The following is an 18,441-nucleotide window of genomic DNA, read 5'->3' on the forward strand; positions in this document are numbered from 1 at the left end:
GGGGCGGTCACCCCGCCCGGAAGATGCTGCTCAGGGAGAGGCCGAGCTGACTCTGGACGATGCCGATGAGGCTCTCGACCTCTCCCCTCCCGATGCGCAGCCGCTCCGTGAGCAGCTGATGCGTGCCTCTCAGGAGCGCCTCCCGGCCTCGCGACACCCAGCGCGCCACCGTGGCGCGATGGACGCCGTAGACAGCGGCGATGCGCTCGGTGCTCAGCCCGTCCAGGAAGTGCAACCGCAGCACGTTGCGCTCATCCGCATCGAGCCCCGCCAGCGCGTCCTTCAACGCCCGATGGACCTCGTCCCGGTAATGCGACTTGAGGAAGGCGAGCTCCGGGTCCGGTGTCGCGGGCTCGCGGACCTCGTCCACGGGCTCGCCCACCCGCAGCGGGTCCATCTTCTTCTGCGCGAGGAAGTTGAGCGCCGCGCGGACCGCCGCCACCCGAACCCAGCCCCCGAGCGGCCCTCGCCCCGAGTAGTCGCCGACCTTCGCCCTCGCGCCCTTCTGGCCGACGAGAACCTTCTCCCAGAAGTCCTGCATCAACTCATCGCGCGCATCCGGAGGTACGTTCCGGCTGCGCAGCGCGGCTTGCGCCGTGGCCCCGTGGCTCGCCTGGAACGCGGCGACCGCGCCACGAACCCCTTCGGTACAGGCACAGGCCAGGTAGAGGTCCGCGCCATGCAACCCCGCGAGGTATTCCTCGGGGTTGCTCCGCTCGGGGACGTGGCGCAAGACATGCCGGGTGAATACCTCGGCCGGGAGCGGCAGCGACGGCCAGGCCTCTCGCCCGTCCTGAAACAGCCGCGCCAGCGCCCGCTCCATCGCGTCTCGCCCACCCGCCATGGCCTCTTCCCGGGAGAGTGATTCGAAGAGCGCTCCCGGGCCCGGAGGATAGCACCCTCAGTTCGGGAGGGGATGCGTGGACAGCCACCGCTCCAGCGCGGGGACTTCCTTCACGACTTCGCCGCGTCCTCCTCGCGCCAGCTCGAGCGCGCCCGTCACCAGGGAGCGCGCCCTCCCGTGCTCGCGCCGCAGGGCCCAGAGGGTCTCCGCCAGGACCTGGCGAAGCTCCACCCGCACCTCGCGCCCGCTGGCCGTCGCGCTCGTGAGGGGACGTGACTCCGCGATGGCCAGCGCGCGCTCCAGGAGCGGCAGGGCCTTGGCGGGTGCACCGAGCCGCACATGCGCCTGTCCCATCAACAGGAACGAGTGCCCCAGCTCCGGGGCATCCGGGGCCAGGACCTTCTCTTCGATGGCCAACGCCTGACGCGCATAATCGAGCTGCTCCGCCGCGTGCCCGAGCAGGCCGTGGTTGACGGCGAGGTTCTTCAAGATGAAGACCTTGTCGGACTCATCCCCCTGGGGGGACTGCTGGTGGATGACCAGGGCTCGCTCCAGCAGCGGGACGGCGTCCGCGGCCTCGCTCTGGACGTTCGAGAGGATGATGAGCGACTTCAGGATGGCCGGGTGCTTCGGGCCGAAGGCCCGCTCCTCGATGGCCAGGGCCCGCGCCGCGTGGGGAAGTGCGTCGGAGAGTCCGCCGACGACCGACAGGGCGAACGCGATGGCGTGCAGCGACGTCACACACTGCGGATGATGAAGGCCCAGCAGCTTCTCCTGGATGGCCAGGGCCCGCTGCGCGTGCGCGAGCGCCTCCGAGGGGCGTTCGAGCGCCGCGAGCACGAAAGCAAGCCGCCCCAGCGTCCTGGCGACATTGGGGTGCTCGAGGCCCAGGACCTGCTCCTGGAGCGCGAGCGCCTCTTCGAGGACGGGGAGGGCCTCGGCCGTGTGTCCCTCGTCGTTCAGGAGATTGCCCAGGACGAACAGCCGCTCCGCGGTGAGCCCCGGCACCGGTCCGAGGCGCTCCAGCAGCGCCCCACAGAACTCCTCCCAGAAATGTCCCTGCGCATGCCGGCGCTGGTGCAGCCCCTGGACCAGGGCCAGCATGCAGGCCGTCCTGGCGGAGACCTCCACGTGTCCGCCCGCCTCCGCGGCCACCAGGGCCCGCTCGAATGCCTTCTCCGCCGGGGGGGTCTGCGTGAGCCGCTCGTGCGCGAGGCCGAGGGCCAGGAGCGCCTCGGCTTCGAGTGGCTTGTAGGCCAGGGCCCTCGACGCTTCGACGGCCGACTCCGTCAGCGCGAGGCTGGGCGCATACCGTCCCGCCGACAGCAGCGCCTTCGCGTCGGCGAGCCGTGAGCGGACCTGGTCGATGCGCGCGCGGGTCGCCGCGTCCTGGGGCGGGCGCAGCGGCGCCGTGAGGGCCTCCGTCGACGCACACCCTTCGAGCGAGGGCAGCTGCCCCGCCGCCTCCGCCGCCTTCTCCACGATGCCCGTGTCCGCGGCGCCCAGCACCTGGGACAGCGCGCGCAGGGACTCGCGGCGCTGCGCGAGGCAGGCCATGCGCAGGTCCAGGAGCTCCCCGGACTGCTCACCGCGCACATGCGTGGCCTCACACGCGTCGGTGCGCATCTGGACCCACGCGTTCGCATAGCGGTCCACCAGGAGCTCCGTCCCCGACCAGGCGGCCTGGGCCAGGGGCGAGCCCGTCGCGAGGAAGGCGGCGTGCACCTCGCGCTTGCGAGCCTCGTCCCACGCTCCGGCGAGCCGCTCCCGCGCTCCCGCGCACACGTCCTGGGTGCGCTCCCTGCCTGCGAAGAGCCCGAAGCCCGCCGCCAGCAGCCCCACCCCGCCCAGCAGCGCCAGCACCCGGAGGCGACGCTTGCGCCGCGACGCCTGTCCGCTCTCGAGGGTGTCGAGCAGCGCGGCCATGGAAGGGAAGCGCTCCTCGGGCCGGGCCGACAGCCCGCGCGCCAGGCTCCGTCGCCAGTGAGGGGGGATGCGACCGGCCCGTGGAGGCTCGCGTCCTTCGAGCCCCCCTGCTCCGCCCGCGAGCTGCTCCACCGTGAAGGGGCGCTCCCCTTGGAGCGCCTCGTGGAAGGCCACGCAGAACGCGAACTGATCGCTGCGCGCATCCGCCGGAGCGCCCCGCCACAGCTCGGGCGCCATGTAGACCGGCGTCCCGAGCCGCCCTCCCGTCTGGGTCCGGGCCTCCTCGCCAGCGGGCAGCGCGCGCGGAGCCACCTCCGCGCCACCGAGTGGCGGTTCGCCTGGGAGTGCCATCCGCGCCAGCCCGAAGTCCGTCACCCGCACCCGTCCATCCCGGCCCACCAGGACGTTGTCCGGCTTGAAGTCGCGGTGCACGAGCCCGGCGCGATGGGCGGCCGCGAGCCCCCGTCCGGCGTCGAGGAACATCGCGAGGACTTCGTCCGCGGAGCGGGGCGCCGCGCGCAACCATTGCCCCAGCGTGCCGCCCTCCATGAACTCCATGGCCAGGAAGACCTGCCCGTCGAAGCGCCCCCCATCGAACACCGTGATGACGTGCGGATGGGAGAGCCGGGCCAGTGCCTGCGCCTCCCGGAGCAACCGCGAGGCCGCCTCCTCGCGCGAGTCCGCCGGCAGCACCTCGTCGTGGACCAGCTTCAGCGCGACGCGGCGGTCGAGCTCGGGGTCATACGCCGCGTAGACGACGCCCATGCCGCCCGCGCCGACCAGGTGGAGCACGGTGTAGCGACCAAGCCTGTCACCCGAAACCAGGCGCGGCCTGGCCTCCAGCGGCGCCCTGGCGGAGTCCGGGCGGGGCGTCGCCGTGCCCGGGGTGCTCACCACCTGTCCCAGCGCGGCCAGCAGCCGCCGACAGTCGTCGCACCCGTCAAGGTGGCGCGCGGCGGCCTCACGCTCCTCGGACGTCAAGAGCCCGCGACTCAGCCCATCCAGGGTGTTCTCCCCCAGGCAGCGCCCCTCGACCGCTTCCCCGCGACTGCTCATCCCGCTCCCTTCCACACTTTTTTGCGACGACTGGCGGGGCGGCTTGTCACTCCCCATGAGGCTCGAACCGATGAGCCCAGGAGACCCCATGTTCGTCCAACGAATGAGCTACACGTCCCGCCCCGCCCATCCGGAGCCTGCGGCCAGCGCGCCACTCGCCGCAACCCTGGCCCTGACCGCCGCCGTCGTGGCCACGCTGTTGCTTCCGTCCACCAGTCACGCCTCCAACACGGGCCATGTGACAGCCCTCTGCGGCAGCCCGGCTCCACTCACCTGGGGCTACACGGGCTTCAGCCCCACACCCCAGTGCGAGGGTGTGTGCTACTCGGGTTGGACCGACGGCGTTTGCAATGACCCCTCGGCCACGGGGACCCGCGTCGTCGTCTACGGCTGTGCCGGCAAGACTTCGGGCAGCAACTACTCGTGTGACGGCGACCACAACGGAGGCGTGCTGCTCGGGACCTTCAATGCGGGGGAGTCGGTGTCCATCTCCTCCTTCCTCGGCAACACGGACTACTGCACCTTCCAGCTGGACGTCCTGCGGCCGACCGCCCAGGACCCCATCGGCCTGCGCGACTTCATGGTCTGGGAGCGTGACGAGTGCGGGCCTCCGGAGCCCGTCTGCTACTGCCCCAACGGCGTGGACCACCAGGGCAACCCCGTCACCTCGCACACGTGTGACGAGCCCGTCTGCGGCGCCGACTTCCAGTGGTACTCCTGCCAGCCGGGCGGCTGGTCCGCCGAGGGCGGCACCTGTGGCAACCCGGGCGACGAATGCTCGTGCACCGGCACCGACTACCTGGGCCACACCGTCACGGTGGACGTCTGCGGCGAGCAGGTCTGCGGCTCCGACTTCCAGCACTACGCCTGCGGACCGACGGGGTGGACCGCCCAGGGCACCTCCTGCGGCGCGCCTCCCGAGGAGTGCTCGTGCACCGGGACCGACGCGAATGGCAATCCCGTCTCCATCGACACGTGCGGCGAGCCCGTGTGCCTCAATGACTTCCAGTCGTACACCTGCGAGGACAACGGCTGGGTCTCCCAGGGAACTTCGTGTTCCGGGGGGACGGCCTGGAGCGCGGTGAGCGTGGGCGGCTACCACTCGTGCGCGCTGCGCACCGATGGCAACGTCCAGTGCTGGGGCAACAACTCGTCGAACCAGGCTCCCGCCTTCGTCCAGGGCCCCTTCACGCAGGTCAGCGCCGGCTTCGACTTCAACTGCGCCCTGGGCGCCGACGGCCACATCCGGTGCTGGGGCAGCAACGCGTACGGGCAGTCCCCCAGCTTCTTCTCGGGTCCCTTCAAGTCCGTCAGCGCGGGAACCACCCACGGCTGCGGCGTGACGACGGTCGGCACCCTCGCCTGCTGGGGCATGATGAATGGCACCGCGCCGACGGGGCTCTTCACGCAGGTGTCCGCGGGCGGCTACCACTCGTGCGCGCTGCGCACCAACGGCACCCTGGCCTGCTGGGGCCATGACGGCTCCGGTCAGGCCACCCCGCCCTCCGGCACCTTCGTGGAGGTCAACGCCAACTACACGACGACCTGCGGACGACGCGGCAGTGGCACCGTCGAGTGCTGGGGCCAGGACATCGGCCAGCTCGACGACCCTTCATGGCAATTCAAGCAGGTCGTCGCCGGGTATGCGACTCACTGCGGCGTGAAGACAGACAACGAGGTGGCGTGCTGGGGCAACTGGTCCATGTACCCGGAGATGCTCAGCGTTCCCTATGGCTCGTTCAAGCAGGTCGCCACGGGCTACCACCACAACTGCGCGCTCGACACCTCGGGAGCGCTGACGTGCTGGGGTGACAACACCTCCGGACAGCTCAACGTCCCCTACTGAAACGACACGCCCCGAAGCGCGCTCACACCCGCGCTTCGGGGCCACCGCCGCTGCGCGTCTGGTCACTTCCTGGCGGGCACGGGGGCGACGGGAGGGGCCTGGCGCGGAGCTTGGAGCGGGGGCAACGATGCGGTCAGCGCGCCCAGATAGAGCCTGCCGTGGAAGCCGTCAGGCCGCGGGGCGGTGAAGAGGTTCACGCCCGCGGCCTGCTTGGAGGACTGCCGCGCCTCCAGCGTCGGGCTGATGCCGAAGACGTTGCACTCCACCTGCTCATCCCAGACGCTGTAGCGGCAGGTGAACTGGGTGCCGCGCTGGAAGCCCACGTCCAGGGCTCGCACCGAGGGCAGCACGCGCGCCACGCGAGCCCCCATGGGCTCCAGGTCACCATCCCAGCTCACCGCCGTGGTGCGCGCGTGGACGCTGCCCGTGAGCACCAGCGTCCAGGCCTGGGGGCGCTTCGACCGAGCGTTCATCAGACTCTCGGCCATCTGCGCCTCGCGCTCATCGCCGTGGGCCTTGTCGGAGTCGATGGCGGCCACGGCCACGTCCTTGCCGGAGACGCGCAAGCGGCGGGCCTGTTCGACGAGCCACAGCATGGCGCGGCTGCTGCGCCCGTCCTGGTGGACCCGGCGCCAGAAAGCGCTTCCCGCGAGGAGCTCCTGGACGGCCCCTGAACCGCCGTCACTGGCGAGGTAGCGCTCCAGGAGCGGTTGCTCGGAGACGGGAATGGACAGCGCCAGCGTCACCGGCAAGGACGTGGACGTGGCCTCGCACGACATCCGCAGCGCCACGGACGGCACCTCCTGCGTGCCCAGCGGGTCCGCCACGAGCAGGACGCCTCCCTTCGAGAACAGGGACGAGGCGCCCTCCACGGGCGCGCCACACGCGGGGGCGGTGGCGGAGGCCTCGTCCTCCTCGCCCCAATTCTCCATCACCACCGAGCGGATGGGAATGGGGGGATTGCCGCCCACCAGCTCCAGCGCCGGAGCCATCTCCAGCCGCTCCAGGAGTTTCTGCTCGATGCTCATGTCGCGGTAGCCGTGTGCCGGCCGATAGCCCTCCAGCCCAGGGATGTTCCTGAAGGCATCCGGCACGGAGGCCTGCCCGCTGGACCGACCGGAGGCCTCTGCGGGGGCGAAGCCCCCTTCCTGCGTGTACCTGATGCGAAAAACCCGAACGAGTGCCTGCCGGGGCCCGAGCCGCTCTCCCTGGATGTAGTAGCGCTCGGGAGGAATGACGTCCGGAATGAAGGAGGAGAACATCTCCAGCCCTCCCTCCTTCTCCATCACGTCCAGGAGGTTCTTCTCCAGGATGTACCGGGCCGTCATCATCGCGTCCTCGACGGGCACCGAATAGACGACTTCGTGCGTGGGCTTCTCGTACCGACCCGTCTCCGGGTTGTACTGGTCCGAGATACCGCGCGTGGCGCTGGCGCATCCCACGCACCCCAAGAGCCCCAGCATCATTCCAAGCCGTCGCATCACTTCCTCCATGAGCCAAGAATCCTGGAGACTGATTTCGGGCCTCCCGGCCGCGTCGACCGCTGAAACGCCCGGGGCGGCAGGTCATATTGACCTCGTCCGGGTGAAGTTGGAATGAGGAGACGGCGAGGTCTCTGCGTCGAAGACGGTGCCCGTGAGACACTGCGAGGTCTTGCGGCGGACCAGGCGCGAGGGCCACTTCGTCGGTCCGTGTCGTTGGCCGGAGCTCGTAGATGGCGCTGTCGCGCATGCTCGTGCTTGGCTGTGGGGCCTCTGCGAAACTCCAGGAGGTTTTCGGATGTCTACGCTCTTCGTAGGACATGTCGTGGCCGATGAGCCACGCGGGCCGACCCCGGGCGAGCTCGTCGAGATTCTCGTCGCCAAGGAGGCTCTCAATGACCTCGTCGACCTCATCGACGAAGGCCTCGAGCCGAAGAAGGCATCTGAACTGCTTCGGTCCGCCAAGGGGCGCGCCGAGCTGTTCGAGCGCGCGTGCGAGTCATACGGCGCCTTGTTCGGAGAGGATCTCCGCGAATCGATTCAGATACTTCGCGGTCCTCGCCTCGATCAACGCCTGGACGTGAACCTCTTCAACCTCCGTGAGGCCTGGAAGCTCGGGACCTTGCTGCTGCCTCCGGAGGACGCTCCCCTCTCCCGGTACCTGCGCGTCGAGCTGATGGCCGTACACCCCCAGGCAACGCTGCCCATCGGGCGGAGATACGGCCCCGAATTGTTCGGGCGGCATCTGCTCCTGAGCATCGAAAGCGTTGCCTACAAGGAACAGCGAATCTACACCCGGCTGGAGCGGTTCGGTGAGGGGGCCGCGATGGACCCGTCGAGCTTCGGGAACGAGGCGCAAGAAGAGGCGAGCAGCATCGTCTTTCTGGCGACGATTCCGGAACGGAAGGAGGGCATTCCGGTCGGCCCGTTCTGGAAGAAAGCGCTCAAGGGACGCGACCTCGAGACCGACCCCGATGACCCCTACGGGTATAAAGCCTACCACGCGGAGGTCGCGCTGTTCTTTCACCCCTCGTGGCTCGAGAAGCCGAAACGCGGGGCGTTCGATTCGACCGCATTCGAGGACCGGCTCTGAAGCAAAGGCGGAGCAGCTCCGAGGCACGGCCTGAGAAGGCGTGTGCCCCAAGGGGCTCAAGCGGCCTGTCCACCGGCCAGGAGCATCGCTCGGGCGGCCCCGTCAGCGGCCCTCCTCGGCCCCCCTGCCCCCTCCCTCCCCCTCAACAGGGCCCCCATCCCTCTTATGCGCATGCAACAGCCTCGACAGCCATCGCCCTAGCCTTGCATACAGACTTCGGTCAACTTCAGGCGGAACAGCAGCAGCCGGCACGGCCTCTTCGGTCATCTTGGACGGGCCGTAGTAACGCTCCTTGGCGATCTTGTCCCGACGACGCTCCGCCGCAATCCGCTCGTCGGACCAGGGGCCGGCCTCAATCACTCGCCCATGGTCGATCACATAGTGCGAACGGCACGCCAAGTTCCAGTTGCCAACCGATGGCCTCAGCGAAATCGTCTCGCCGTCGTAGAGCAGCTTCCAGTCGGTCGGCGTCAAGGGCGTCACGACTTCCTCGCCACAGCCGCAGCAGCAACGATGAGCGACCGTGCCATACTCCATTGAAACGTAGAGTATTCCCGGTTCCATCCGCTCCGGGATGTACAGCACGAACCGATGCTCCAGACGAGGGTATCGCATCATTCGCAATCACTGTTCAGGAGCATGTTGCCGTCGGTCGTATAGGTGCTGTGGTGTTCACGCTCGAGGTCGCGGTAGAAGCCGCGGAGCTTCTTCCACTTGATGACGGCCAGCACCGCATTCAGCGCGTTGAGGTCGGCGACCTGGATGTTGGAGGAGTAGAGGTCGTCCACACCGCCATCCTCGAAGGAGATGCGGCCCTTGTGAACGTGGTCGCGCTTGAGCGGCGTGCTCGCCGTCACCCGCAGGATGCCGCCGAGGGAGCCATCGACGAACTCCAGGCCCATCCCAACATCCACGAACGGCACCCCGAGCGCCTCCAGCTGACCCACGATGACCCGCTTGGCAGGCCCTGCATCCACGCAGACGAACGCGAAGGAGACTCCATCCAGAAGGTGGATGTTGCCCGCGTCGAGCAGGACCGCATGGGCAACAATCCGCCGGTGCATCCTCGAATAGATGGCCTTCAGATAGTCGACCTTCTTCGGCGCCTCACGCAACTCCTCGATGGACGCCGCGCCCGGTGCGCGAAACGCATTGTGCTGCAGGAACTCGTCGCCATCGAACAGCCGGATTTCACGGACCGGCGTCTTGGCGACGAAGTCGAGCACATAGGAGCCAGTGCCACCGAGACCGATGACCGCCACCTTCTCCGCCGAGAGGCGCTCGGTCAGGGCGCCGATTCCCACGCGGTCCGACGCGGTCTCCGTGTAATTGAAGACGCTGTCCTCCTCGGCCTCCGGCATCCGGAAGATGCGGGGACTGACGCCTGGCTTCAGGACGGACGCAGGCCCCGAGAGGATGCTCGCGTACGTTCTCATCTTTTCGTAGTAATCGGCGTAGCCGTTCGGAGGCTTGCTGGAAAAGAGGTGCTTCGCGGTCACCCCGTTCCCAAGCTTGAAGTCAGCGCTCTGGTTGGCAATCCCCTGAATGGGGGTGCCGTTGGGCTGACACGGGAAGTTCCCATCGAAGTAGACAACGTGCGTGTCCGGCTGGCGAGTGACGTCGCCCGCCATGTTCAGGGTGGAGATGAGCGACCCCATCCGCACCTGCCGCTGCGCATCGACGTAGGGCACCTCACGGATGATGAGGAAGCCCCCCTGGAGCTGCACGAAGTAACCTTCGTCGCGCAGCCGCTTCAAGTCGGGACTATGACTGAACAGTCTTGGTGACATTGAAGATCGTCCCCCTTTCTTTGACTTCAACGGAGCCCCCAGCGCCGAGCTCGCCGGCGTGCGGCTTCGAGGCGGCGTGGCGGTAGGTCATCGAGAACGCGGCGTTCGGCTCATGCGAGCCGGGGAAGGCCAGCTGGACGACCTGCTCGAAGGTCACCCGCTTGTCGTTCACTACGCGCGGCCGGGCGTTCACGATGATTTCGAACGTCCGGGCCGGCATGGGGCCGGTGATGAAGCGCTCGATACCCGGGGCCGTGAGGTCGATCAGGTCCTGGGGCGAGATGAGCCGGTCTTCCCCACCGCGCACCTCAAGGAACACCGCCTGGCCATTGCCCACCTTCGCGAGCGTGTAGAGCGCGGCGCCGCTGATGGCCGGCTTGCCCCACGCGAGCTGGTCGTCATCCAGCGTCAGCTTGAAATCGCGGTCGGTCTGAAAGGCCACGAAGCGCTCGGCCGCGCGCGTGCGCAGGTCGAACGGCTCGTCGAGGCGGAGGTCCTCGAAGTCCCCGGAGGCCAGGATGGCGAAGAGGCTGAAGCCCCCGCGTGGGTCCAGTCCGGCGCTGGCGAGAATCTGCCGTCCCAGGGGAACGGGATCGGCCACGTCCACGGGGCGGAAGGAGAGGTCGCCCTGCGCGACGAGGATGCGGTAGCTCCGCGCGGGCCGGAGGGCCCGGCCCTCCCGCAGCGCGGCTCCTACGTCTTCGTACTCCAGAGGTTCGTCGTTCATCATGTTCGGTGAGTCCTCAAAGCGGAGCCGGGTAACTCCCGGCCCTCTGAAGGCTCAATCGTCACGACGACAGGCAACCGGTAATGTCGGTCAGAATTCTCTCGAGAGGGTGCCCTCCGGGGTCGGCCCACACACGAAGAAGGCCGGGCACCCCGGGCACGTGTGCACCGACGGGTCGGCAGGGAAGCGCCCTTGCCGAATCCCCTGCAAGAATTCGATGAGTTTGTCCTGACGACTCTGGAGTTCCCGAGGCGTCAGGCTCAGGGGTCGCGAGGTCTGGTCGGCCAGATGGACCAACTCGACAACGGCCCCCGGGAAGACCCGCTGGGTGGCGAGAAGAAAGGCGGCGGCGCCCACGTCCGTGGTCTCGGCCGACTTGAAGTGCCCGGTCCGGATTCGACGAAACGTCCGGACCCCATCCGGGCGCACGAGCACATCGTCCGGCCAGACGATGATTTCGTCCTGGGCGAAGGTCAGGAGGAGGTCGGCCGGCGGCTCCGAGCTGCTCCCGGCACGAACCAAAAGGAAGTACCGGAGCATGGAAAGAGCGACCGCCTTGAAGTCGTCGACATAGCCGTGCCCCGTAAGACCGTGGGCGTCGAACGCGGCCATCACGCCTTGCTCCAGCTCGCGCTCCTCTGGAATCGGTCCGTTGCCAGCAACGACGGCCTGATAGACGGTTCGGACCGCCTCGTGCATCTGCATGAAGGCCGTCGTCGTCCTGCGGCCGCCGATCCGCAGGACGTGCGCGTAGAAGAAGCGCCTCGGGCAGCGCCCATAGAGCGAAATCTGCTGTTCGCTGAAGCGAAGCCGGCCGCGAACCTTGAGCGCGACCTCGCCCGTCGCGGGCGGCAGCAACATCTCCGGAGCGGGACTCATCTTCCGGCGGCCCAGGGACGCCCCCAGCCGGTCGAGAAAGGGGGACAACGCCCGGGCATGTCCATTGGACTTCTTCGTCGGGGCGTAGAGAAACAGCCGGTCACGCGCCCGCGACATGGCCACGTAGAACAAGCACTCCTGTTCTTCGGCCTGCCCCGCGCGGAAGACCTCCGCAGCGCTGCCCTGCCCGCCTTCGACCATGCCCTCCGGCGGAGGACACGGCGGCAGGGGCGGCTTTCGGGGCAGCGTGTCCTGATTGAGGCCCGGCACATGCACGACCGGGAACTCCAGCCCCTTCGCGCCATGGATGGTCATGAGCCGCACCGCATCGAGGCCATGCGCTGCAGCGGGCAGCTGCCTCAGGTCGCGGTCATCGCCCAGCCGAACGAGCCTGCGCACCCGGTCGAGGAGGCGGACAATGGGTAGGCCGGAGCCAGACGGCTGCACGCGCAGGAAGTTCATCAGCTGCCAGATTGCGATTCCACGCGTCCTATCGGAGACATCGGACGAACTGGCCAGCCGTGCAGCCATGCGCGTCCGTTCGAGCAACACGCTCGCGAGCACGGTCCATGGCGACGCGGACTGGTCGAAGTCGCGCAGCATCCTCGCCATTTCCTCGAGTGCGGCCTGGCCGGCCTGGGACACCCCGGCTATCGCACCAAGGTCGTGAAACCATGCACCGGGCACCGCGTTGGCTTGGCGTAGATGGTCGAACACTGCGACGACGTCGGTGAGCGACATGGTGAACTCGGGCCAGCAGGCCACTCGAACGAGCCCCATGGCCCAGCGGTCGGTGAGGAGCGACAGCAGGGAAAGCAGGTCCTTGACCTCCGGCCGTTCGAACAGACTGCCGAGGAACAGGACGGGAACGCCCAGGCGCTCGAGGTCGCGTGCCAGCGTCGACAACGTCTCGTTGCCCGTACAGAGCACGGCTTGGTCGCGATAGGCGTGGCCTTCACGCCGCATCTCCTCGATTGATTCAGCCAGCGCCCCCGTCTGCTGCTCCGCAGAGTCGACGGTGCGCAGTTCGGGTCGGCTGCCACCCGCGCCCCGGCTGGATTCCAGACCGCCATCCGGGTCGCCGGCCTTCATGCTCGCGGCGAAGGCGGAGAACGCGCTCACCACCTCCTCGACCGAACGGTAGTTCCTCCTCAGCCGGCCGCGCGAGCCCCCGGCGAAGTCCTCCGCTCCGAAGCGAGCCATGTTGAATGACGACGCGCCGCGGAAGCGGTAGATCGACTGCTTCGCATCCCCCACGCACCAGAGGTTCTCGCCGGAGCCGCGCAAGGACGCCAGGAGACGAACACTGCTTCGGTTCACATCCTGGTACTCGTCCACCAGGACGTGGTCGTACTGGCCCCGCAGGTGAGCGCGAATCACGGGGTTGCCTTGCAGGAGCCGCACGGGCAGGGCCACGAGGTCACCGAAGTCAATTCGGTGCGACCGCCGCTTCAAGGCTTCGTAGGCAGCATAGACGCGAGCGACCTCCAGCGCTCGCTCCGCCGCCTTCCGTTCCTCGGGGCTCCGGGCGTCGCGAAGCATCTGCTCGGCGAGTGCGCCATAGCGCGCTTCGTCCACGACCTCATCCTTGGCGCGGGAGATCGCCGTCAGGATGTCGGAGATATGCTGGGTCGGGTCGTAGAGGTTGCGGTAGTGCACCAGTCCGAGCCGTGGAAACTCCTGCTCGAGGAGTTCCACGGCCTCGGTCCGGTCCATCATACGTGGCTCCTTCGGGAGCCCCAACTCGACATGGAAGCGGTGGATGAGGTCCAGGCCAAAGGAATGGAACGTGCCGATCCACATCGCCGTCGCTGCCGCCTTGTTCCTGCGGGCGATTCGCTCCGACATCTCCCTGGCTGCCTTGTTGGAGAAGGTCAGCAGGAGAATCCGGCGGGGGTCGGCGCCGTCGGCCAGGAGCCCTTCGACGCGTCCGGTGAGCGTCTGGGTCTTGCCGGTGCCAGGGCCGGCTTCGAGCAGGTAGGCAGCACCGCGATGGGCGGCTGCGGCGCGCTGCAGCGGATTGAGCGGCCGCTCTATCCATTCTTCCAAGTGCCTGGGAGGGATGGGCGGCAGGAGAAGCGCATCGAGGAACTGCTGGGCCACCACGTCGAAGGGCGCACCGAGCCGTTCCGCGACGGCCGCAGCGGACATCCCGTCTTCGAGGTGGAGCTTGCGCACCACGGTGCGCGGAAGCAGGAACTCGCGCGCGAACAAATCCATCTGTACTTCGCGCCGCTGTCGACGGCCGTAGTCCACCACGCGCTCGACGCCCACCGGCGAGGGCTCCGCCGAGCGCGCGGGATCTATCTCCCGGACCGGTTCCGTGTCGGGGTCATCCCCGAGTTCCACATGGCCCAGCTCGTGAGCCACCAGGAACGCTCGCATGAAGGGCGTCCCGACGTTCTCATGGAGAATGAGACCTTCGCTGGGGATGAACGTGGCGCGCGCCCCATTCAGCACGGCGGCCCCGGCGGCGGTGGGCTCGACGTCGAGCCCCCGGCGCCTGGCTTCCGCCACCGCGAACTCGTAGGGGCACCAGGGATTGAGCCCTCCAGCGACCGCCTGCGCATGCAGCGAGGCCGCCACCTGCCGCCCCAATTCGACCGCATCCATCGTCAGTTGTCGTCCGCCATCAACCCGGCGCGCCGCTCCTCGGGCACGCCCGCGTCGATCAACAGGCGCTCGAAGCTCACGGGCGCCGCCACTATCGGTTTGGTGTTCGACTTGTAGCTCCGGGCCAGATCCGGCGTGTGTTGCGGCCCGAGGGTACTGACAAGCTGGTCGAGCGTGCTGTTCAACGCAACTGCCAAGCTCGTCAGAAAGCGTCTCGGCACCGTGGCGACGTCCACCCGGCGCTCCCGAAAGGCGGTGATGACCTGCCGCGGCACCTCCAAGCGCTTCGCGAGGTCACGCAGCTCATCCAGCGACAGAGCGTTGAATGGGCTCACGGATTTTGGAGTAGCTCCCCGACGACGGCTCCATCCGGCGTCAATCAGCGCCTCGTCCTCCAGTGTCAGCGGTTCCTCGTCCTCACAGACACCGCGGGAGAGCTCGCGGGACAGGTCAACGAGTTCGGGGGCGAGGTCTGGATGGTCGCGCAGGTAGCGCTCGAGCGTTTCCCGACCCGGGTCGGGCTCCACCGAGAAGGCGTTCAGCACATCGTCGCGCGATGGTCGGGAAGTGTGGGACGTCATGGCTCGTCTCCTTCGGATAGCATCGCACGCAGGCTGGCAAAAGCCTTGTCGCGATACGTTCTGATCGTCTTCTCGGACCTTTTCAAGGTACCAGAAATGGTAATTGCGCCCGGTTCCTTGGAATCGATGGGAAAGCCTTGTCGAAGCATTTCGATGACCCTCTTGTGCGCTGTCGGCAAGGCTTCAATCGCAGCATCGAGGCGCGACTGGTATGCGGCGGAGGCATTCTCCATGGCGGCGAAAGGGTCGAAGCTGCCCGCCGCCCGTTCAATCTCGATTGAAGGCTCGCCCGTTTCCTCATCGAGTTCGAGAGCAACCGAGCGCTTCTCGTCGCGCCAGGCCGGACGCTTGGCGTCGAGCTTCAGGCACGCGAGCGCGCCGTCGAAGCGCACTTCGAAGAAGTCGAGCCGTTCTGAATAGGTTTGCTGGTCGGCGGCAAGCAACTCGACGAACTGGAAGAGCACCTTCTCCCTGATGTTGCTCCTGCTCAACGACACACCGCTCCCGTCTGTGTTTTCTGCCTTCGGGAGACAGCGCAGGACCCGCGCCAACAAGATTCTGTAGAACTGCTCGGAGGCGGCGTCGGGCTCACGTGTCCGATCGGCTCGAACGAAGTAAAGCAGGCACTCGCTCGGCACATAGCCTGGGTCCTCGCGACGTGAGATTCGAGCCCTGGCCACCAGCTCGTCTCTCGATAGCGCCTCCAGTTCGACCAGTTTGGCCTGAATCTTAGGATTCCGGGAGTACACTCCCGCTGCCAAGGTTTTCCTGAGCGAAGTTACCAACGATTACCCCTCATAACGACGGACAAACCTGAACACCTGCTCAAAGGCAGGGAAAACGTGAAGTCGTTCAATGGCGAGCCTCTTCTCAGGCCGAAACTTCATTTCGACCCTGACGGCACCTGACACGTTGCTGGAGCGGGGTGTGCACCTATGACACGTCCGCTCATATTCAACTGACCGTACTCAAGAGCCGCCACAGGCAAAATACCACCCAGGTGGTATGCGGCTGGACCTCGCCATCCTGGCCTTTCCGATGGGGTGCATGGGACACTGGCCGATGCTCCGCGATGTTTTTGGAAGGAGCGACTCTCTGGATTGGCAGCGCGGAGGGCACTCCTCCGCCCCAGGATTTCTTGAGACACCTCTCTGGGGAATAACCTCCCCTTTGTGAGGTGGATGTGAAGAAGCAGCAGAAGCAGGACAGGACGGCGGAGCGCGGTCGGTTCTCGGCGAAGCGGAAGAAGGAGGCGGTACTCCGACTGCTCAAGGGCGAAGAACTCGACGCGCTGTCCCGGGAGCTGGGTGTCACCGCGGCGGTGCTGAGCGAGTGGCGTGAGAAGTTCTTGGCCGGAGCCAAGGCCAACCTCAAGAGCCGTGAGCCGGAGCCCGCGGACGACGAGGTGCCGCAGCTCAAGGCCATGGTGGGCGAGTTGATGATGAAGAACGAGTTGTTCGCCGAGAAGGCGCGGCTGCCGGAGTGGCCGCCCCCCGAGTTCGCCGGCCGGGAGCTGCGCAAGCCCGCGCACCTGGACCTGGTGGGCGAGGCGCTCCTCTGGCTCCCGTTCGGTGTAGACGTGCGCCCGGTAGGCTGGGAGTGTACCGCACCTGCCTGCCCGACTGCCTTTACCCCGCTGATTTTCTTCTACTTTTCGCCGTCACGCTAAACGAACGCGGATGATGACTGGACGGCCATCTCCGCGTTCGCCGCGAGCGCGCTGTTGGCTGGCCCGGCCGGCACCGCACGTGGAGTAGGCGACGCGGTCATTCTCAATCCTGGAGCACCGCGCAGCGTTTGTTGATGTACCCCTCGCCGCCCTCCACTTGTACCCGCCATATCGTGTCACCGTGGCCTGACCACTCAAGAACCTCGCCGCTCGCCGCTTTCCTGACGACGACTGAAACGCCGCCCACTTCCCTCCAGATCGTGCACCGACGGGTAAGCTCGACGCGTCGAGTCGCAGGCGCCCCGAGCTCGGGCGCGGGCTCTGCTCTGGCGGCTGGCACGGAGTGACGTGTCTCCCTATCGCTGGACTGGCAGTCTGGAACAAGCGCCCATCCGACCATCAGGAGCAGGGGAAGGCAGACCGTTGCCAGGAACAAGCCTGGGTTGAACGGAGGGGGTAGTGGGATGAAGACCGAACTGCTCTTGCATCGAGGACAAACCGCAGACAGGTTTTTCCCGCGTGGGTACCAGGAATAGGCGCACGCCGCGCAGTGATTCCGAGGGCGCAGCGGTCCCACTGGGAAGGAACGAATCCGGGGGAGCCGCAGCGAAGGAGTCTTGGGGGCTTTGAACCTGGGCGCTTTGAATTTGAAGGTCTTGGGTCGTTTGAAGGCCTTCGGTGCCCGATAGCCGCTACCGATTCGGGGAGGCCGGTATCTTGGAGGCTTCCATCGCTTCACGAAGCCCTCGTTATAGCAGGCAGCGGGTTCTTCCCCGAGCGCCGCGCGGTTGGGAGTGGGGGATTATGGACCCGGGTCCCTTCGCCTCCTGCCTGAGAATGGGGTCTCGTTGGACTGTGCGATGTTGGATAGGCGCTGGGTCCGATCGTGCTAGATTTTGCGTCTTCTCGCTTCAGGGGGACGTCTGTTGATTCGAATTGCCAGAGGAATTGCGGTTGTTGCCATTGGCTCCTTGCTGTCCGCGTGTCCTTCGTACGTAGCCTCACGGTATTCCGTGTCCGCCGAGAACGTTCAGACGTTGCGAACGCTTCAGCAGAAGTACCCTCAGGGGAGCATGAAGGTGGCATCCTTCGAAGCGATGGACGTCCCGCAGCGGAGCATCACCTGTCGCGGAGCAGGACCCGTGATGCCTCCTGATGAGAAGACCTTCGAGCAGTATGTCCAGGCAGCTCTCGTGGATGACCTCCGAATGGCGGGAGTCTATTCAGACAAAAGCAAGGTCGCCGTCTCCGCCAAGATGAGCATGCTCGACTTCAGCTCAACAAGTGGTGCTTGGACGCTCGCGGCGCGGATCTCGGCTGGAGCCGAGGCTCCGTATCTAATTGAGCACAAGGGCACCTACAAGAGCAGCTTTATGGGTGACAATGCCTGTCAGCTGACGGCGCAGGCGTTCATGCCGTCGGTCCAGGACTTCTTGAGAAAGGTGATTTCGAGCCCTGAGTTCGAGAAGGCCTTTTCGAACTCGGTCGCGACACCGGCCCCCTCTGCGGAGGCCATTCCCGGCAGCTGATGGCTGAGGAGGCTGCGGTGCGGCTCCGCTGATGCCCGGGCCGCGCCGCATGACTGCGGGCGGCGCGACTCACGCCCGAGGAGTCGCGCCCGTGCGGATGTCCAGATGGGTCCACACGTGACGGGTAAGGTGGCCCATGGATCTCGCCCCCCACCTGCGCGTCGTGCTGCATCAGCCCCAGGGCCCTGACAAACCTCTGCGCCGTGGCGCGCCTGGCCGCGAACTTCGGTGTGGCGGAACTCGTGCTCTCCGCCCCCCCAGCGCCAAGCGATGGACGGCACACGGCGTATGGCCGTGCACGCCGGCCCATCCGCGAGTCCGCGCGCATCTACCCCACGCGGCCCGAGGCGCGCGCGGACGTGGTCTTCGCCATGGGCACGACCTCGCGGAGCATAGAGAGAATAGAA

At 67.1% G+C, this 18,441-nt stretch carries 13 protein-coding genes; 4 read left to right on the forward strand and 9 right to left on the reverse strand.

What is annotated here, in order from left to right; all coding sequences use genetic code 11:
* Positions 1-7 precede the first annotated feature (7 nt).
* Both LZ199_RS06510 and LZ199_RS06515 read right to left on the reverse strand, forming a co-directional pair.
* Positions 8-844 carry a sigma-70 family RNA polymerase sigma factor gene (locus LZ199_RS06510; RefSeq protein ID WP_253992773.1) on the reverse strand — a complete coding sequence of 279 codons (837 nt, stop codon included), beginning with the start codon at positions 842-844 and terminating at the stop codon, positions 8-10.
* Positions 845-901: 57 nt separating this feature from the next.
* Positions 902-3,826 carry a serine/threonine-protein kinase gene (locus tag LZ199_RS06515; RefSeq protein ID WP_253992774.1) on the reverse strand — a complete coding sequence of 975 codons (2,925 nt, stop codon included), beginning with the start codon at positions 3,824-3,826 and terminating at the stop codon, positions 902-904.
* Between the two features lie 88 nt (positions 3,827-3,914).
* On the opposite strand from LZ199_RS06515, the gene LZ199_RS06520 reads away from it, so the two are divergent.
* Complete coding sequence (locus LZ199_RS06520) at positions 3,915-5,672, forward strand: RCC1 domain-containing protein (RefSeq protein WP_253992775.1); 1,758 nt, start codon at positions 3,915-3,917, stop codon at positions 5,670-5,672.
* A 62-nt stretch (positions 5,673-5,734) separates the two neighbouring features.
* Here the strand turns inward: LZ199_RS06520 and LZ199_RS06525 are convergent, their stop codons facing one another.
* Positions 5,735-7,153 (reverse strand): hypothetical protein, encoded by a 1,419-nt coding sequence (locus LZ199_RS06525; RefSeq protein ID WP_253992776.1) that lies wholly within the window; start codon positions 7,151-7,153, stop codon positions 5,735-5,737.
* A 298-nt stretch (positions 7,154-7,451) separates the two neighbouring features.
* On the opposite strand from LZ199_RS06525, the gene LZ199_RS06530 reads away from it, so the two are divergent.
* Entirely contained in the window at positions 7,452-8,246 is a 795-nt protein-coding gene (locus LZ199_RS06530; protein ID WP_253992777.1) for a hypothetical protein, read from the forward strand.
* Between the two features lie 102 nt (positions 8,247-8,348).
* On the opposite strand, the gene LZ199_RS06535 is transcribed toward LZ199_RS06530, so the two are convergent.
* The 6 genes from LZ199_RS06535 to LZ199_RS06560 all read right to left on the reverse strand — a co-directional run bounded on the left by LZ199_RS06535 (position 8,349) and on the right by LZ199_RS06560 (position 15,621).
* On the reverse strand, positions 8,349-8,831 hold the full coding sequence (locus LZ199_RS06535) for a DUF6527 family protein (RefSeq protein WP_253992778.1): 483 nt from the start codon (positions 8,829-8,831) through the stop codon (positions 8,349-8,351).
* A gap of 29 nt (positions 8,832-8,860) precedes the next feature.
* Positions 8,861-10,036, reverse strand: coding sequence for a ThiF family adenylyltransferase (locus LZ199_RS06540; RefSeq protein ID WP_253992779.1), 1,176 nt, complete (start codon positions 10,034-10,036; stop codon positions 8,861-8,863).
* Complete coding sequence (locus tag LZ199_RS06545) at positions 10,011-10,766, reverse strand: multiubiquitin domain-containing protein (RefSeq protein ID WP_253992780.1); 756 nt, start codon at positions 10,764-10,766, stop codon at positions 10,011-10,013. The genes LZ199_RS06540 and LZ199_RS06545 overlap by 26 nt, the downstream gene beginning before the upstream one ends.
* Before the next feature lie 87 nt (positions 10,767-10,853).
* On the reverse strand, positions 10,854-14,255 hold the full coding sequence (locus LZ199_RS06550) for a UvrD-helicase domain-containing protein (RefSeq protein ID WP_253992781.1): 3,402 nt from the start codon (positions 14,253-14,255) through the stop codon (positions 10,854-10,856).
* Between the two features lie 2 nt (positions 14,256-14,257).
* Positions 14,258-14,836, reverse strand: coding sequence for a hypothetical protein (locus LZ199_RS06555; protein ID WP_253992782.1), 579 nt, complete (start codon positions 14,834-14,836; stop codon positions 14,258-14,260).
* Positions 14,833-15,621 carry a hypothetical protein gene (locus tag LZ199_RS06560; protein ID WP_253992783.1) on the reverse strand — a complete coding sequence of 263 codons (789 nt, stop codon included), beginning with the start codon at positions 15,619-15,621 and terminating at the stop codon, positions 14,833-14,835. The genes LZ199_RS06555 and LZ199_RS06560 overlap by 4 nt, the downstream gene beginning before the upstream one ends.
* A gap of 398 nt (positions 15,622-16,019) precedes the next feature.
* On the opposite strand from LZ199_RS06560, the gene LZ199_RS06565 reads away from it, so the two are divergent.
* Positions 16,020-16,505: a transposase gene (locus LZ199_RS06565; protein WP_253992784.1), complete on the forward strand. Its 486-nt coding sequence runs from the start codon at positions 16,020-16,022 to the stop codon at positions 16,503-16,505.
* A gap of 1,013 nt (positions 16,506-17,518) precedes the next feature.
* Entirely contained in the window at positions 17,519-18,034 is a 516-nt protein-coding gene (locus tag LZ199_RS06570) for a hypothetical protein (protein ID WP_253992785.1), read from the forward strand.
* The last annotated feature ends 407 nt before the right edge of the window (positions 18,035-18,441 follow it).

The organism is Myxococcus qinghaiensis, from assembly GCF_024198215.1.
Taxonomy (GTDB): domain Bacteria; phylum Myxococcota; class Myxococcia; order Myxococcales; family Myxococcaceae; genus Myxococcus; species Myxococcus qinghaiensis.